Genomic DNA, 16,507 nt, shown 5'->3' with positions numbered 1-16,507 from the left:
TGGCCCCGGCCTCCGGCCGGGACACTCCCCACCCGCCCGCCCTGCACAGGGCGGGCGGGTCCGACCGCGTCGACGCCGCCCGGCCGCCGCGACTGACTGTCACTGCTCGCCAGTAGGCTGTCCGACATGGCCGACCCTTCCAGCTACCGCCCCAAGCCGGGACAGATCCCCGACTCGCCGGGGGTCTACAAATTCCGCGACGAGCACCGCCGGGTGATCTACGTCGGGAAGGCCAAGAGCCTGCGCCAGCGCCTGGCGAGCTACTTCCAGGACCTGGCGAACCTGCACCCGCGCACGGCCACGATGGTGACGACGGCGGCGTCCGTGGAGTGGACCGTCGTCGCCACGGAGACCGCGGCGCTCCAGCTGGAGTACACCTGGATCAAGGAGTTCGACCCGCGCTTCAACGTCAAGTACCGCGACGACAAGAGCTACCCGTACCTCGCGGTGACGATGAACGAGCAGTTCCCGCGCGTGCAGGTGATGCGCGGTCAGAAGAAGAAGGGCGTGCGCTACTTCGGTCCGTACGGCCACGCGTGGGCGATCCGCGACACCGTGGACCTGCTCCTGCGCGTGTTCCCCGTCCGCACCTGCTCCGCCGGGGTCTTCAAGAACGCCGCCCGCACCGGCCGCCCCTGCCTGCTCGGCTACATCGGCAAGTGCTCGGCGCCCTGCGTGGACCGCGTCTCCGCCGAGGAGCACCGTGAACTGGCCGAGGACTTCTGCGAGTTCATGACCGGCCGCACGGGGACGTACATCCGGCGCCTGGAGCGGCAGATGACGGACGCCGCCGAGGACATGGAGTACGAGCGTGCGGCCCGGCTGCGCGACGACATAGACGCCCTCAGGAAGGCGATGGAGAAGAGCGCCGTCGTCCTCGCCGACGCCACCGACGCCGACCTGATCGCCGTCGCCGAGGACGAGCTGGAGGCCGCCGTCCAGATCTTCCACGTGCGCGGCGGACGCGTGCGCGGCCAGCGCGGCTGGGTCACCGACAAGGTCGAGGCGGTCACCACGGCCGACCTCGTGGAACACGCCCTCCAGCAGCTCTACGGAGAGGAGACGGGCGACGCCGTCCCCAAGGAGGTGCTCGTCCCCGCCCTGCCCGACCCCACCGAGCCGGTCCAGGAGTGGCTCACCCAGCGCCGCGGGTCGAACGTGTCGCTGCGCATCCCCCAGCGCGGCGACAAGAAGGCCCTCATGGAGACCGTCGCCCGCAACGCCCAGCAGTCCCTCATGCTGCACAAGACCAAGCGCGCCTCCGACCTCACGACCCGCTCCCGCGCCCTGGAGGAGATCGCCACCGCCCTGGAGCTGGACAGCGCGCCCCTGCGCATCGAGTGCTACGACATCTCGCACCTCCAGGGCGACGACGTCGTCGCCTCCATGGTCGTCTTCGAGGACGGCCTCGCCCGCAAGAGCGAGTACCGCCGCTTCCAGATCAAGGGCTTCGAGGGCCAGGACGACGTCCGCTCCATGCACGAAGTGCTCACCCGGCGCTTCCGGCGGTATCTGGCCGAGAAGGAAAGGACGGGGGAGTGGTCCCCCGAGGAGGCTCAGGAGAGCCTCGTGGAGGAGGACGGGCGGCCCAAGAAGTTCGCGTACCCGCCGCAGCTCGTCGTCGTCGACGGCGGCCAGCCGCAGGTCGCCGCCGCCCAGCGGGCCCTGGACGACCTCGGCATCGACGACATCGCCGTCTGCGGCCTCGCCAAGCGCCTCGAAGAGGTCTGGGTGCCCGGCGAGGACGACCCGGTGATCCTGCCGCGCACCAGCGAGGGGTTGTACCTGCTCCAGCGCGTGCGCGACGAGGCGCACCGGTTCGCGATCACCTACCAGCGGTCGAAGCGGACCAAGCGCTTCAAGGCGAGCCCGTTGGACGCCGTGCCCGGCCTGGGCGAGGCTCGCAAGCAGACATTGATCAAACACTTCGGTTCGGTGAAGAAACTCCGGTCCGCGACCATCGACCAGATCTGCGAGGTCCCCGGGATAGGCCGCAAGACCGCGGAGGCCGTCCTCGCGGCGTTCGCGCAGGCCGCCCCGGCGGCGCCCGCGGTGAACACCGCGACTGGAGAGATCATGGAGGAGGAGGAACCCGCGACGGCGGGTGACTCCGGCCACGGCGAGCAGCCCGCGCACGCGGGAGACTCGCACGGCGACGGGCCCGACACGACCGGGGCCCCGAGCGACAGCGAGGCGCCCACGCGCGTGGGCGCCGCACGGACACGACGGGGGATGGAGACATGAGCGAGCACGACGAAGGCGGAGAACAAGTGAGTACGGGCACGACCATCGAACCGGGCGAAGCCGCGGAGGCGGCCATCCCCGAGCTGGTGATCATCTCCGGGATGTCCGGCGCGGGACGCTCCACGGCCGCGAAGTGCCTGGAGGACCTCGGCTGGTTCGTCGTCGACAACCTGCCGCCCGCGCTGATCCCCACCATGGTGGAGCTCGGCGCCCGCTCCCAGGGCAACGTCGCGCGCATCGCGGTCGTCGTCGACGTCCGCGGCCGCCGCTTCTTCGACAACCTGCGCCAGTCCCTCGCGGACCTGGAGTCCAAGCACGTCACCCGGCGCATCGTCTTCCTGGAGTCCTCCGACGACGCCCTGGTGCGCCGCTTCGAGTCGGTGCGCCGCCCGCACCCGCTGCAGGGCGACGGCCGCATCGTCGACGGCATCGCGGCCGAGCGCGAGCTCCTGCGCGAGCTGCGCGGCGACGCCGACCTGGTCATCGACACCTCCAGCCTGAACGTGCACGAGCTGCGCGCCAAGATGGACGCCCAGTTCGCGGGCGACGAGGAGCCCGAGCTGCGGGCCACGGTGATGTCCTTCGGGTTCAAGTACGGCCTGCCGGTCGACGCCGACCTCGTCGTCGACATGCGCTTCCTGCCCAACCCGCACTGGGTCCCGGAGCTGCGCCCCTACACCGGGCTCAACGAGGAGGTGTCGGCGTACGTCTTCAACCAGCCCGGCGCCAAGGAGTTCCTCGACCGCTACACCGAGCTGCTCCAGCTCATCGCCGCGGGCTACCGCCGCGAGGGCAAGCGGTACGTGACCATCGCCGTCGGCTGCACCGGCGGCAAGCACCGCTCCGTCGCCACCTCGGAGAAGCTGGCCGCCCGTCTCACCGCCGCCGGGATCGAGACCGTCCTCGTCCACCGGGACATGGGGCGCGAATGAAGCCCAACCGCCGGGTGCTCCGCCTGAACCGCCTGGGCCGCAAGCGGGGCACCCAGCCCAAGGTCGTCGCCCTCGGCGGCGGCATGGGCCTGTCCGCGTCGCTCGCCGCGCTGCGCCGCATCACCGGCGACCTCACCGCCGTGGTGACGGTCGCCGACGACGGCGGCTCCAGCGGGCGCCTGCGCGCCGAGCTGGGCGTGCTGCCGCCCGGCGACCTGCGCAAGGCCCTCGCCGCGCTGTGCGGCGACGACGACTGGGGCCAGACCTGGTCCCGCGTGATCCAGCACCGCTTCCAGTCCCGCGGCGACCTGCACGAGCACGCGGTGGGCAATCTGCTGATCGTCGCCCTGTGGGAACAGCTCGGCGACCACGTCCAGGCCCTGGACCTGGTCGGCAGGCTGCTCGGCGCGCACGGCCGCGTGCTGCCCATGTCCGCCGTGCCGCTGGAGCTCCAGGCCCTGGTCAAGGGCCACGACCCGGACCGCCCCGACGACGTGGACACCGTCCGCGGCCAGGCCACCGTCGCGCTCACCCCGGGCGAGGTGCAGTCCGTGCACGTCGTCCCGCAGGACCCGCCGGCCGTGCCGGAGGCCGTCGCCGCCGTCCTTGACGCCGACTGGGTGGTTCTCGGCCCCGGATCCTGGTTCTCCTCGGTGATCCCGCACCTGCTGGTGCCCGAGCTGCTCGACGCGCTCACCGAGACCAAGGCCCGCCGGGTCCTTTCGCTCAACCTCGCGCCGCAACCCGGAGAAACCGAAGGGTTCTCTCCGCAGCGTCATTTGGAGGTTTTGGCCCGACACGCCCCTAAACTCGCCCTGGACGTGGTGCTGGCCGACGAGGCCGCCGTGCCCGACCGTGGATCCCTGACCGATGCCGCCAAGCGGTTCGGCGCCACGGTGGAGCTGGCGCCGGTGGCCCGCCAGGACGGCAGCCCCAAGCACGACCCGGAGCTGCTGGCCGCCGCGTACGACCGTATTTTTCGGATGCATGGAAGGATCGGCCCATGGCGATGACGGCAGCGGTGAAGGACGAGATCTCCCGGCTCCCCGTCACCCGGACCTGCTGCAGAAAAGCAGAGGTCTCGTCGATCCTGCGGTTCGCGGGCGGTCTGCACCTGGTGAGCGGCCGCATCGTGATCGAGGCGGAGCTGGACACCGCGATGGCGGCGCGCCGCCTCAAGCGGGACATCCTGGAGATCTTCGGGCACAGCTCGGAGCTGATCGTGATGGCCCCCGGCGGCCTGCGGCGCGGCTCGCGCTACGTCGTTCGGGTGGTCGCGGGCGGCGATCAGCTGGCTCGCCAGACCGGCCTGGTGGACGGCCGCGGGCGGCCCATCCGCGGCCTGCCCCCGCAGGTGGTCTCGGGGGCCACCTGCGACGCCGAGGCGGCCTGGCGCGGCGCCTTCCTCGCGCACGGCTCGCTGACCGAGCCCGGCCGCTCCTCCTCCCTGGAGGTGACCTGCCCGGGCCCGGAGGCGGCGCTCGCGCTGGTCGGCGCGGCCCGGCGGCTGCAGATCGCCGCGAAGGCCCGGGAGGTGCGCGGTGTGGACCGCGTCGTCGTCCGGGACGGGGACGCGATCGGCGCCCTGCTGACCCGGCTCGGCGCCCATGAGTCGGTGCTCGCCTGGGAGGAGCGGCGGATGCGCCGCGAGGTCCGCGCCACCGCCAACCGCCTGGCCAACTTCGACGACGCCAACCTGCGCCGCTCGGCCCGTGCCGCCGTCGCCGCGGGTGCCCGGGTGCAGCGCGCCCTGGAGATCCTCGGCGAGGAGGTGCCCGAGCACCTCGCGGCCGCGGGCCGGCTGCGGATGGAGCACAAGCAGGCCTCCCTGGAGGAGCTGGGCGCGCTCGCCGACCCGCCGCTGACCAAGGACGCCGTCGCGGGCCGCATCCGCCGCCTGCTCGCCATGGCCGACAAGCGGGCGCAGGACCTCGGCATCCCCGGCACGGAGTCCAACCTGAGCGAGGAGCTCGCCGACAACATGGTCGGCTGAGGCGTGGTGCTCTGACACCGCAGCACACCCACGCACACCCCGGAAGCCGTCGGTGCCCGCAAGGGCCCCGGCGGCTTCTTCGTGCGCCCGTGCGCCGCGCACCCCGGGAGCCCGGGCCGTCCGCGCGAGCCCCGGCCGCCTCCGGAAGCCCGGCGGTCCGCCCCAGGACCGCTCACCCGTCGTATTGACATGATCATGAAGCGTGACGAGCCTGGCGTTCGCGCACAAACGTGCCGGACAACTGCAAGGGGGGCTCATGAGACGAAGAGCGAGCGCGAGATCGATTCTCGCCGCGAGCGCACTGCTCGTCGGCGGACTCGTCGCCGCACCGCACGCCCAGGCGAGCGGACCGGCCAAGTCTCCGGCCGACGACGACCCGGCGGCCGTCAAGGTCTACCAGGCCGACGTCACCAAGAAGCAGATACCGATCCTGGTCGAGGCGGGGCAGGACGCCCATGAACTCGCCGGACAGGCGCCCGAGCGCGGCACCGGCCGCGTCGAGCTGTACCTGACCGAGGGCCAGGCCAAGGCGATCGAGCGCAAGGGCATCGACCTCACCGAGCACCGAGTGTCCGCGGCGACCGCGAAGAAGCTGAAGGCCGCGGGGGACGGCGTCTTCAGGCCGTACAGCGGAAAGGGCGGCCTCCAGGAGGAGATCGTCAAGACCGGGCAGGCCCACCCCGGCCTCACCAAGGTCGTCTCCATCGGCAAGACGGTCCAGGGCAAGGACATCCTCGCGCTCAAGCTCTCCAAGAACGCCAAGAAGTCCAAGGACGGCTCCAAGCCCGCCACGCTGTACATGTCCAACCAGCACGCGCGCGAGTGGATCACCCCCGAGATGACCCGCCGCCTGATGCACCACTACCTCGACAACTACGGCAAGGACAAGCGGATCACCAAGCTCGTGAACTCCACCGAGCTGTGGTTCGTGCTCTCCGCCAACCCCGACGGCTACGACTTCACCCACGCCGCCGGCGGCGACCGCCAGTGGCGCAAGAACCTTCGCGACGTCGACGGCGACGGGAGGATCGCACCGGGCGACGGCGTCGACCTCAACCGCAACTTCGCCTACAAGTGGGGCTACGACAACGAGGGTTCCTCGCCCGAGGCGTCCTCGGAGACCTACCGCGGCACCGGACCGATGTCCGAGCCCGAGACCAAGGTGATCGACCGCTTCCAGAAGCGCATCGGCTTCCAGTACGGCATCAACTACCACTCCGCCGCCGAACTGATCCTCTACGGAGTGGGCTGGCAGGTCGCCACCCCCACCCCGGACGACGTGCTCTACAAGGCGCTCGCCGGCACCCCCGAGAAGCCCGCCGTCCCCGGCTACCACCCGCAGGTGTCCTCCGAGCTGTACACCACCAACGGCGAGGCCGACGGCCACGCGGGCAACGTCAACGGCATCCCCATGTTCACGCCGGAGATGTCCACCTGCCAGACCGCGTCGAACGTGGACCCCAATGACGCCTGGCGGCCCCAGGACTGCGCGTCCATCTTCACCTTCCCCGACGACGAGAAGCTGATCCAGCAGGAGTTCGCGAAGAACGTCCCGTTCGCGCTCGCCGTCGCCGAGACCGCGCTCCACCCCGACCAGCCGGTGTCCGTCACCGGCATCAAGGCCCCCGACTTCACGCCGGACGCCTTCAACACGTCGTACGCGCGCGGAGCGGACCAGGAAGTCGCCGTCACCGCCCGCAAGTCCGTGCGGGACAAGGAACTCAACTACCGGATCAACGGCGGCCGTACCCAGGACGAGAAGCTCAGGGCCTGGAAGGGCGGCGAGACCTACGGCGGCGAGGACAACCTGCACTTCGACCAGTACCGCGCCGACGTCGAGGGCGCCCGCGCGGGTGACAAGGTCGAGGTGTGGTTCACCGGGCACAACAAGAAGGGGAAGAAGGGCCGCACGCAGAGCGAGCACTTCACGTACACCGTCGCCGAACGCCCCAGGGCGAGCACCCTCGTCGTCGCCGAGGAAGGCGCCCCCGCCACCCAGACCCAGAAGTACGTCGACGCCCTGAAGGCGGGCGGCCGCTCGGCCGCCGTGTGGGACGTCGCCAAGCAGGGCGCCCCGCACCCGCTCGGCGTCCTCTCGCACTTCTCCGCCGTCGTCCACCACACCGGCGACCCCGTGCCCGGCGCCCCCACCCAGCTCGCCCTGCGCGCCTACCTCAACGAGGGCGGCAAGCTGATCGAGTCCGGCGAGCGGACCGGCAGCGACGTCGACCTCGGCGAGGCCCTCACCGACGACTTCGCGCAGTACTACCTGGGCGCCTACGAACGCCTCTCCGCGCCCGACGCCAAGAGCTTCAGCGGCACCGGCGCACTCGCCGGCGCGGACGGCGCACTCGGCGCGGCCGACACCAACCCGCTCGACAAGGCGGGCCGCTTCACCGTCACCTCCGACACCCTGCCCGCCAAGGAGTTCCCGCAGTTCAAGAGCGCGGCGGGAGGCTCCTACCCCGGTCTCAGCAACCCCTACGCGCCCTTCGAGGGCCAGGGCATGGCCTCGGCGGCGCACGCCGACCGGGACTACAAGCGGCTCACCCGCACCTTCGACCTGACCGGCGTCGCGGCCGCCGACAAGCCGGAGCTGCGGCTCGCCCTGAACTGGAACCTGGAGCCCGGCTTCGACCACGGCCTGCTCGAAGCGCACACCACGGGCGCCGACGACTGGACCACGCTGCCCGACACCAACGGCGCCTCCTCGGCCACCGTGCCCGCCCAGTGCGCGGCCGGGTTCTTCATCAACGGCCACCCCTTCCTGAAGCACTATCTGACGCAGGGCGCGACCGGCTGCGCGGCGAGCGGCAGCAGCGGCTCCTGGAACAGCTTCACCGGCTCCTCCGGCGGCTGGAAGCAGGTCGCGTTCGACCTCAGTGCCTACGCGGGCAAGAAGGTGGAGGTGTCGCTCAGCGCCGTCACCGACCCCGGCAGCGGCGGCCGCGGTCTGTTCGCCGACAACGCGCGTCTCGTCGTCGGCGGCAGCACCACCGAGACCGAGGGATTCGAGACCTCGCTCGGCTCCTGGGCCGTCGCCCCGGCCCCGGCCGGAAGCCCCAATATCACGGGCGACTGGGCGCGCACCGGCGAGCTCTACAAGTCCCACGCGGCGGTCACAGCGCGTGACAGCGTGCTGCTCGGCTTCGGCCTCGAACACCTCCCCGCGGCGGCCGACCGGGCCCGGCTGCTGGGCAAGGCACTGGACCACCTGCGCCGCTGACGCTGCGTAGTCAGGACCAAGGTCCCGGTGGCCCGTGTCCCTACTGGGGGGTACGGGCCACCGGGCCGCGCAGGGCCCCTGTCGATGTCACCCCGGAGCCGCCGGAGAGGTAGGGTCGGAGGCGGTCGGGGACATCCCATACAACTCGCCGGCGTCTCAGACCGGCGTACCAACGAGGAGATCGGTTCGTGACGATCCGCGTAGGCATCAACGGCTTTGGCCGCATCGGGCGCAACTACTTCCGCGCGCTCCTCGAGCAGGGTGCGGACATCGAGATCGTGGCTGTCAACGACCTGGGTGACACCGCCACGACGGCTCACCTGCTCAAGTACGACACCATCCTGGGCCGCCTCAAGGCCGAGGTGTCGCACACCGAGGACACCATCACTGTCGACGGCCACACCATCAAGGTGCTGTCCGAGCGCAACCCCGCCGACATCCCGTGGGGCCAGCTCGGTGTCGACATCGTGATCGAGTCCACCGGCATCTTCACCAAGAAGGCGGACGCCGAGAAGCACATCGCCGGTGGCGCGAAGAAGGTCCTCATCTCGGCTCCGGCCAAGGACGAGGACATCACCATCGTGATGGGCGTCAACCAGGACAAGTACGACCCGGCGAACCACCACGTCATCTCCAACGCCTCCTGCACCACGAACTGTGTGGCGCCGATGGCCAAGGTTCTCGACGAGAACTTCGGCATCGTCAAGGGCCTGATGACGACGGTGCACGCCTACACCAACGACCAGCGCATCCTGGACTTCCCGCACTCGGACCTGCGCCGCGCCCGCGCCGCCGCCGAGAACATCATCCCGACCACGACCGGTGCCGCGAAGGCCACCGCTCTGGTCCTGCCGCAGCTCAAGGGCAAGCTCGACGGCATCGCCATGCGCGTGCCGGTCCCGACGGGCTCCGCCACCGACCTGGTCGTCGAGCTGCAGCGCGAGGTCACCAAGGACGAGGTCAACGCCGCGTTCAAGAAGGCCGCCGACGACGGCGACCTCAAGGGCATCCTCTACTACACCGAGGACCCGATCGTGTCGTCCGACATCGTCAGCGACCCGGCCTCCTGCACCTTCGACTCCTCCCTGACGATGGTCCAGGAGGGCAAGTCGGTGAAGATCCTCGGCTGGTACGACAACGAGTGGGGCTACTCCAACCGCCTCGTCGACCTCACGGTCTTCGTCGGCGGCCAGCTCTAAGCGGTCCACGTCTCAGAGCCAGGCATCTCGATGTGAGCACAGGGTCCGGACAGCGCAGCGCCGCGCCGTTCGGACCCTTTGCGCGTGAGCACCCCTCAAGAAGTCCCAGTCACGGAGTCCTATTACATGAAGACGATCGACGAACTTCTCGCCGACGGTGTCGCAGGCAAGCGGGTCTTCGTCCGCGCCGACCTCAACGTGCCGCTCGACGGCACGACCATCACCGACGACGGCCGCATCCGCGCGGTCCTGCCCACCGTGAAGGCGCTCGCCGAGGCCGGTGCCCGCGTGGTCGTCGCCTCGCACCTGGGCCGCCCCAAGGGCGCCCCGGACCCGGCGTTCTCGCTGGCCCCTGCCGCCGCGCGGATCGGTGAACTCCTGGGCGCCGACGTCCGGTTCGCCACCGACACCGTCGGTGACTCGGCCAAGGCCACCGTCGCCGAACTCGCCGACGGCCAGGTCGCCGTCATCGAGAACCTGCGCTTCAACGCCGGCGAGACCTCCAAGGACGACGCCGAGCGCGGGGCCTTCGCCGACCAGCTCGCGGCCCTGGCCGATGTCTACGTAGGCGACGGTTTCGGCGCCGTGCACCGCAAGCACGCCTCCGTGTTCGACCTGCCGGGCCGCCTGCCGCACTACGCCGGTTACCTCATCGCCACCGAGGTCGGCGTCCTGAAGAAGCTCACCGACGACGTCAAGCGGCCCTACGCCGTCGTCCTCGGCGGCGCCAAGGTCTCCGACAAGCTCGGTGTGATCGACCACCTCCTGGAGAAGGCCGACCGCATCCTCATCGGCGGCGGCATGGCGTACACCTTCCTCAAGGCGCAGGGCCACGAGGTCGGCATCTCCCTCCTGCAGGAGGACCAGATCCCGGCGGTGCTCGGCTACCTCAAGCGCGCCGAGGAGAAGGGCGTCGAGTTCGTGCTCCCCGTCGACGTGCTGGTCTCGACGGACTTCCCGGACCTGAAGACCAAGGCTCCGGCCCACCCCACCACGGTCGCCGCGAACGCCATCCCGGCCGACCAGGAGGGCCTCGACATCGGCCCCGAGACCCGCAAGCTGTACGCCGCGAAGCTCGCCGACGCCGCCACCGTCTTCTGGAACGGCCCCATGGGCGTCTTCGAGCACCCCGACTACGCCGAGGGCACCAAGGCGGTCGCCCAGGCCCTTCTCGACTCGTCGGCCTTCACGGTCGTCGGCGGCGGCGACTCCGCCGCGGCCGTGCGCATCCTGGGCTTCGACGAGAACGCATTCGGTCACATCTCGACCGGCGGCGGCGCCTCCCTCGAATACCTCGAGGGCAAGACGCTCCCCGGTCTCGCCGCACTGGAGAACTGACACCCCTCATGACGAATCAGACCACCCGCACGCCGATCATGGCGGGCAACTGGAAGATGAACCTCAACCACCTCGAGGCCATCGCGCACACCCAGAAGCTCGCGTTCGCGCTGGCCGACAAGGACTACGAGGCCGTCGAGGTCGCCGTCCTGCCGCCCTTCACCGATCTGCGCTCCGTGCAGACGCTCGTCGACGGCGACAAGCTCAAGATCAAGTACGGCGCCCAGGACATCTCGGCGCACGACTCCGGTGCCTACACCGGCGAGATCTCAGGGCCGATGCTCGCCAAGCTGAAGTGCACGTACGTGGCCGTGGGCCACTCCGAGCGCCGTCAGTACCACAACGAGACCGACGACCTCTGCAACGCCAAGGTCAAGGCCGCCTTCAAGCACGGCATCACGCCGATCCTGTGCATCGGCGAGGGCCTGGACATCCGCAAGGCGGGACAGCAGGTCCAGTACACGCTGAACCAGCTCGACGGCGGCCTCAAGGACGTCCCGGCCGAGCAGGCCGAGTCCATCGTGATCGCCTACGAGCCGGTGTGGGCCATCGGCACCGGCGAGGTCGCCACCCCCGAGGACGCCCAGGAGGTGTGCGGCGCGATCCGCGGCCGCCTCGCCGAGCTGTACTCGCAGGAGCTCGCCGACAAGGTCCGCATCCAGTACGGCGGCTCCGTGAAGGCGAAGAACGTCGCCGACATCATGGCGCAGCCCGATGTCGACGGTGCCCTGGTGGGCGGCGCGGCGCTCGACGCCGACGAGTTCGTCAAGATCGTTCGCTTCGGCGACCAGTGACGAGACCAGTGAGTATGCGCTAGCGGCGATACGTCGTACCCTTGCGGGGTCCGAGGCTTGTTCTCTGAGCCACTGTGCTCACCGAAGAGCTTCGGGCCCCGTCGTCGATTCAGATCCGAGGAAGTTGGTCCAGCCGTGGTTATGGGGTTCTCGATCGCCCTGATCGTCTTCAGCCTGCTGCTGATGCTGCTGGTGCTGATGCACAAGGGCAAGGGCGGCGGCCTTTCCGACATGTTCGGTGGCGGAATGCAGTCGTCCGTCGGCGGCTCCTCGGTCGCCGAGCGCAACCTCGACCGCATCACGGTCGTGGTCGGTCTGCTGTGGTTCGCGAGCATTGTCGTGCTCGGCATCCTGATGAAGGTCAACAACTGACAGCAGCCGGGTGCCGCCCGCCCTTTCGGCGCGGTCCTGTTCGCTGTCCCGCTCATAGCCCCATGTTCAGTACGCGCCCCCGTGCGCGGCTTATCATGGGGCTTGCGTGTCGGGGTGGGGTGTAACTCCCAACACTGGACGCGCGTTGGGCCTTACGTAGACTGAGGCACCCGCAGCGGAGCCGGCAGTCGACCCCGCGGCGCAGCCGCCGTTCGACACAGGCAGCACCATCACGCAGGGAGTTACGACCGTGGCAAGTGGCAACGCGATCCGGGGAAGCCGGGTCGGGGCGGGGCCGATGGGCGAGGCCGAGCGCGGCGAGTCCGCGCCGCGGCTGCGCATCTCCTTCTGGTGCTCCAACGGGCACGAGACGCAGCCGAGCTTCGCCAGCGACGCGCAGGTCCCCGACACCTGGGACTGCCCCCGCTGCGGCTTTCCGGCGGGCCAGGACCGGGACAACCCCCCGGACCCGCCGCGCACCGAGCCGTACAAAACACACCTCGCGTACGTCCGCGAGCGGCGCAGCGACGCGGACGGCGAGGCCATCCTCGCGGAAGCGCTCGCCAAACTGCGGGGCGAGATCTAGGACTTGAGAACCGGCCGGACACCCACGGGTGCCCGGCCGGAGCTGTCTGCCCTCCTGCGCCGAAGCGACGGGACAGCCATGTGCGCCGAAGCCGCCGGTCGGCCTGCGCCGAAGTCGCTGGTCAGCGATGCGCCCGACCCGATGTCAGTGGTGGCGTCTACGGTTTGATCGTGGCTCGGTGAACCCTGGGAGACCTCGGGAATCCGCCGTGCCGCGGGGGAACCACGGGGTGGGGAGGGGGAGTTGTGACGGCTGCGGTCCAAGTGAGCGGGACGGGCGAGCGAAGTGTCGCCTGGCGCGGTGGGTTCGGGCGGCTGTGGGGTGCCGCCGTGCTCTCCAGCTTCGGGGACTCGCTGCGCAAGGCCGCGCTGCCGCTGCTCGCCGCGTCACTCACCGACGACCCGCTGCTCATAGCGTCGGTGACCGCCTGCGGCTATCTGCCGTGGCTGGTGTTCGGCCTGGTCGGCGGGGCCGTCGCCGACCGCGTGGACCAGCGGCGCGCCATGTGGACGGTGGATGTGGCGCGCGGCCTGCTGGTCGCGGCCTTCGCCCTCGCCGTGGCGCTCGGCCACGCCTCGATCGGCCTGCTCATCGCGCTCGCCGTGGTGCTCACGACGCTCCAGACGCTGTTCGACAACGCCGCCACGGCCCTGCTCCCCGCCCTCGTGGACCACGCGACGCTGGGCAGTGCGAACGCGCGGCTGCTCACCGGTCAGCAGTTCGCGGGCGGCCTCCTCGCCGCGCCCGTGGTGCCCTTCCTGATAGCCGCGGGCACGGGCGTTCCGTACGCGGTGGACGCGGCGACCTACCTCCTTGCGGCCGCCCTCGTGGCATCCCTGCGGGTGCCCGCACCCGCGCACCCGCCCAGACCCGCCGGGGCCACCCTGCGGTCCGACATCGCGCACGGACTGCGCACGCTGTGGCGGGACCGGGTGCTGCGGCGCCTGTGCGCGGCGACCGCGCTGGGCAACGTCGGCATAGGCGCGCTCCTCGCCACCCTCGTCGTCCTCGTCACCCGCTGGCTGGACGCGGGCAGCGGGGGGTACGCGGCGGCGATAACGGCGTACGCGGCCGGGAGTCTCGTGGGCGGGGCGCTCGCCGGGCGGCTCGCGCGCACGCTCGGCCGCGTGCGCAGCGTGCTCGCCGCCGGAACGGCCCAGATCGCCGCGCTGGTGGCGATGGGCACGATCCGTGACCTCGCGGCGCTGGTCGTGAGCATGGCGGTCTTCGGGGCCATGGGGATGGTGTGGAACGTCAGCACCCACACACTCATGCAGCAGCGCCCGCCCGCCGCCGCGCTGGGGCGCGTCAGCTCGGCGTTCCGGACCCTTGCGGTCGCCGGGGCGCCGCTCGGGGCGGTCCTCGGCGGGGCCGTGGCCGCCCTGTGGGGTCCCAACACCCCGATGCTGCTCGCCGCCGCCCTGTTCACGCTCTCGGTCACCGCGCTCACACCCGCGCTTAAGTCGGCCGACAGCGGACAGACAACTCAAACCGCTCGCTGATCAATTAGGTTGGGAGGGCAGCGGGGCGCACGCACGGTATTCAGGTTGTACGAGAGAGAGCTGAAGTCCGAGATGAACGCAGAAGTCCGCACCAAGCTGAATCAGATGCCGGAATGGGCGGCGCTGGCCAAGCACAAGGAGCAGCTGGGGGAGGTGCGGCTGCGGGAGCTGTTCGACGCTGATCCGGCGCGCGGCACCGGCTACACCCTCCGGGTGGGCGACCTGCACATCGACTACTCCAAGCACCTGGTGACCGACGAGACCCTGGCGCTGCTGCGGGACCTCGCGGCGGCGACGGACGTCTTCGGGCTGCGCGACGCCATGTTCCGCGGCGAGAGGATCAACACCACCGAGGACCGCGCGGTCCTGCACACCGCGCTGCGCGCCGACCGGGACGCCGTCGTCGAGGTCGACGGCGAGAACGTGGTGCCGGGCGTGCACGCCGTGCTCGACAAGATGTCCGCGTTCGCCGACCGGATCCGCTCCGGCGAGTGGACCGGCCACACCGGCAAGCGCATCAAGAACGTCGTCAACGTCGGCATCGGCGGCTCCGACCTCGGCCCCGCCATGGCGTACGAGGCGCTGCGGTCCTTCACCGACCGCGACCTGACCGTCCGCTTCGTGTCGAACGTGGACGGCGCCGACCTGCACGAGGCGATCCGGGACCTGGACGCCGCCGAGACGCTGTTCGTCATCGCCTCCAAGACGTTCACCACGATCGAGACGATCACGAACGCGACCTCCGCGCGGAACTGGCTGCTCACCCAGCTCCAGGCCGACGAGAGCGCCGTCGCCAAGCACTTCGTGGCCCTGTCGACGAACACAGAGAAGGTCGCCGACTTCGGCATCGACACGGCCAACATGTTCGAGTTCTGGGACTGGGTCGGCGGTCGGTACTCGTACGACTCGGCGATCGGCCTCGCCCTGATGATCGCCATCGGCCCGGACCGCTTCCGCGAGATGCTCGACGGATTCCGGCTCGTCGACGAGCACTTCCGCACGGCGCCCGCCGAGGAGAACGCGCCGCTGCTGCTCGGCCTGCTCGGCATCTGGTACGGCAACTTCCACGACGCGCAGTCGCACGCCGTCCTGCCGTACTCCCACTATCTGTCCAAGTTCACGGCGTACCTCCAGCAGCTCGACATGGAGTCCAACGGCAAGTCCGTGGACCGCGACGGCGAGCGTGTGCAGTGGCAGACCGGTCCGGTGGTGTGGGGCACGCCGGGCACGAACGGGCAGCACGCCTACTACCAGCTCATCCACCAGGGCACGAAGCTCATCCCGGCCGACTTCATCGGCTTCGCCAAGCCGGTCGACGACCTGCGTCCCGGCCTGGTCGCCCAGCACGACCTGCTGATGGCCAACTTCTTCGCCCAGACGCAGGCGCTGGCCTTCGGCAAGACGCCCGCCGAGGTCCGCGCGGAGGGCGTGCCGGACGAACTCGTGCCCCACAAGACGTTCCAGGGCAACCACCCGACGACGACGATCCTCGCGACCGAGCTGACCCCGTCGGTCCTCGGCCAGCTCATCGCCCTGTACGAACACAAGGTCTTCGTCCAGGGCGCCGTCTGGAACATCGACTCCTTCGACCAGTGGGGCGTCGAACTGGGCAAGGTCCTCGCCAAGCGCGTGGAACCCGCCCTGACGGAGGGCGCGGACGTCCCGGGCCTGGACGCGTCGACCAAGGCCCTGGTCGCCAAGTACCGGGAGCTGCGCGGGCGTTGATCCCACGCCCCCCAAGCGGCTCGTCCGGGTGAGCGCGGACCCCGCGTTCACCCGGACGGCCGGACGGACGGCGCACCAGGTGGTGGGGTCCGGCGCGGTCCTGAAGCATGGCAGGCATGTCGCAACCTCCGTACCAAGGGTGGTCCGCGCCCGTCCCGCCCCCGCCGCCCAAGAAGCGCAGGGTCTGGCCCTGGGTGCTCCTGGGCGTGGTGCTGCTGCTCGCGGGCGGCTGTGCGGCGCTCATCGTGGGTGTCGTGAACGAGGTCGACAAGGAGACCAAGCGGGAGGTCACGGTCACGTATGAGGTGACCGGTGACGCCAAGGGCGTTACGGTCACCTACTCGACCTACAGCGACGGGCATCTTTCGCAGAACCAGGTGACCGACGTGGATCCGCCGTGGCGCGAGGAAGAGAAGACGACGGGGTTCGTCAAGGGCGGGTCGCTCATCGTCAGCACGGGAGCCTCCGGCGGCACGGTGCACTGCAAGGTCACCGTCGACGGGACCACCCGCACCGCCACGGCCAGCGGTACCGTCGCCACCGCTACCTGCGACGGCTTCTGACGGCAGGACGCCGACGGGCCCCGGTCCACAGAG

General features: G+C 70.5%; 13 protein-coding genes. All 13 read left to right on the top strand.

The genetic code is table 11. The features are described 5' to 3' along the window. Positions 1–126 precede the first annotated feature (126 nt). Complete coding sequence (gene uvrC, locus ACZ6AA_RS34670; protein ID WP_471462405.1) at positions 127–2,244, top strand: excinuclease ABC subunit UvrC; 2,118 nt, start codon at positions 127–129, stop codon at positions 2,242–2,244. After that, the gene (gene rapZ / locus ACZ6AA_RS34665; protein WP_190116670.1) at positions 2,241–3,176 is read left to right on the top strand and encodes an RNase adapter RapZ; all 936 of its coding nucleotides are present in this window, start codon (positions 2,241–2,243) and stop codon (positions 3,174–3,176) included. Before uvrC ends, rapZ begins: the two co-directional genes overlap by 4 nt. Further along, positions 3,173–4,189 (top strand): gluconeogenesis factor YvcK family protein, encoded by a 1,017-nt coding sequence (locus ACZ6AA_RS34660; RefSeq protein WP_380851383.1) that lies wholly within the window; start codon positions 3,173–3,175, stop codon positions 4,187–4,189. Before rapZ ends, ACZ6AA_RS34660 begins: the two co-directional genes overlap by 4 nt. Beyond that, complete coding sequence (whiA, locus tag ACZ6AA_RS34655) at positions 4,180–5,169, top strand: DNA-binding protein WhiA (protein WP_468448733.1); 990 nt, start codon at positions 4,180–4,182, stop codon at positions 5,167–5,169. Before ACZ6AA_RS34660 ends, whiA begins: the two co-directional genes overlap by 10 nt. A 256-nt stretch (positions 5,170–5,425) precedes the next feature. Next, a complete protein-coding gene (locus tag ACZ6AA_RS34650; RefSeq protein ID WP_471462403.1) occupies positions 5,426–8,395 on the top strand; it encodes a M14 family metallopeptidase in 2,970 nt (989 codons plus the stop codon). Positions 8,396–8,583: 188 nt separating this feature from the next. Continuing rightward, positions 8,584–9,594, top strand: coding sequence for a type I glyceraldehyde-3-phosphate dehydrogenase (gene gap, locus ACZ6AA_RS34645; protein WP_468448729.1), 1,011 nt, complete (start codon positions 8,584–8,586; stop codon positions 9,592–9,594). Between the two features lie 126 nt (positions 9,595–9,720). Beyond that, positions 9,721–10,932 (top strand): phosphoglycerate kinase, encoded by a 1,212-nt coding sequence (locus ACZ6AA_RS34640; RefSeq protein ID WP_468448727.1) that lies wholly within the window; start codon positions 9,721–9,723, stop codon positions 10,930–10,932. An 8-nt stretch (positions 10,933–10,940) separates the two neighbouring features. Then, entirely contained in the window at positions 10,941–11,726 is a 786-nt protein-coding gene (tpiA, locus tag ACZ6AA_RS34635) for a triose-phosphate isomerase (protein ID WP_468448725.1), read from the top strand. Positions 11,727–11,867: 141 nt separating this feature from the next. After that, the gene (gene secG / locus ACZ6AA_RS34630) at positions 11,868–12,098 is read left to right on the top strand and encodes a preprotein translocase subunit SecG (protein ID WP_030358806.1); all 231 of its coding nucleotides are present in this window, start codon (positions 11,868–11,870) and stop codon (positions 12,096–12,098) included. Between the two features lie 250 nt (positions 12,099–12,348). Next, positions 12,349–12,684: an RNA polymerase-binding protein RbpA gene (locus tag ACZ6AA_RS34625; protein WP_003957010.1), complete on the top strand. Its 336-nt coding sequence runs from the start codon at positions 12,349–12,351 to the stop codon at positions 12,682–12,684. 245 nt (positions 12,685–12,929) lie between these two features. Then, a complete protein-coding gene (locus ACZ6AA_RS34620; protein WP_468448723.1) occupies positions 12,930–14,186 on the top strand; it encodes an MFS transporter in 1,257 nt (418 codons plus the stop codon). 72 nt (positions 14,187–14,258) lie between these two features. After that, entirely contained in the window at positions 14,259–15,911 is a 1,653-nt protein-coding gene (gene pgi / locus ACZ6AA_RS34615) for a glucose-6-phosphate isomerase (RefSeq protein WP_468448721.1), read from the top strand. 116 nt (positions 15,912–16,027) lie between these two features. Further along, the gene (locus tag ACZ6AA_RS34610) at positions 16,028–16,474 is read left to right on the top strand and encodes an MmpS family transport accessory protein (RefSeq protein ID WP_468448719.1); all 447 of its coding nucleotides are present in this window, start codon (positions 16,028–16,030) and stop codon (positions 16,472–16,474) included. The last annotated feature ends 33 nt before the right edge of the window (positions 16,475–16,507 follow it).

The sequence above is a fragment of the Streptomyces sp. NPDC040610 genome, from assembly GCF_055594065.1.
Note: the sequence above shows the minus strand (reverse complement) of the source record. Positions and strands in the feature narration are given on the sequence as shown.

What these genes read in the sequence shown, in the direction of transcription:
- ACZ6AA_RS34610 (WP_468448719.1), top strand. Translation starts at nt 16,028, where the DNA reads ATGTCGCAACCTCCGTACCAAGGGTGGTCCGCGCCCGTCCCGCCCCCG.
- whiA (WP_468448733.1), top strand. Translation starts at nt 4,180, where the DNA reads ATGGCGATGACGGCAGCGGTGAAGGACGAGATCTCCCGGCTCCCCGTC.
- tpiA (WP_468448725.1), top strand. Translation starts at nt 10,941, where the DNA reads ATGACGAATCAGACCACCCGCACGCCGATCATGGCGGGCAACTGGAAG.
- ACZ6AA_RS34640 (WP_468448727.1), top strand. Translation starts at nt 9,721, where the DNA reads ATGAAGACGATCGACGAACTTCTCGCCGACGGTGTCGCAGGCAAGCGG.
- pgi (WP_468448721.1), top strand. Translation starts at nt 14,259, where the DNA reads ATGAACGCAGAAGTCCGCACCAAGCTGAATCAGATGCCGGAATGGGCG.
- uvrC (WP_471462405.1), top strand. Translation starts at nt 127, where the DNA reads ATGGCCGACCCTTCCAGCTACCGCCCCAAGCCGGGACAGATCCCCGAC.
- secG (WP_030358806.1), top strand. Translation starts at nt 11,868, where the DNA reads ATGGGGTTCTCGATCGCCCTGATCGTCTTCAGCCTGCTGCTGATGCTG.
- ACZ6AA_RS34660 (WP_380851383.1), top strand. Translation starts at nt 3,173, where the DNA reads ATGAAGCCCAACCGCCGGGTGCTCCGCCTGAACCGCCTGGGCCGCAAG.
- ACZ6AA_RS34650 (WP_471462403.1), top strand. Translation starts at nt 5,426, where the DNA reads ATGAGACGAAGAGCGAGCGCGAGATCGATTCTCGCCGCGAGCGCACTG.
- rapZ (WP_190116670.1), top strand. Translation starts at nt 2,241, where the DNA reads ATGAGCGAGCACGACGAAGGCGGAGAACAAGTGAGTACGGGCACGACC.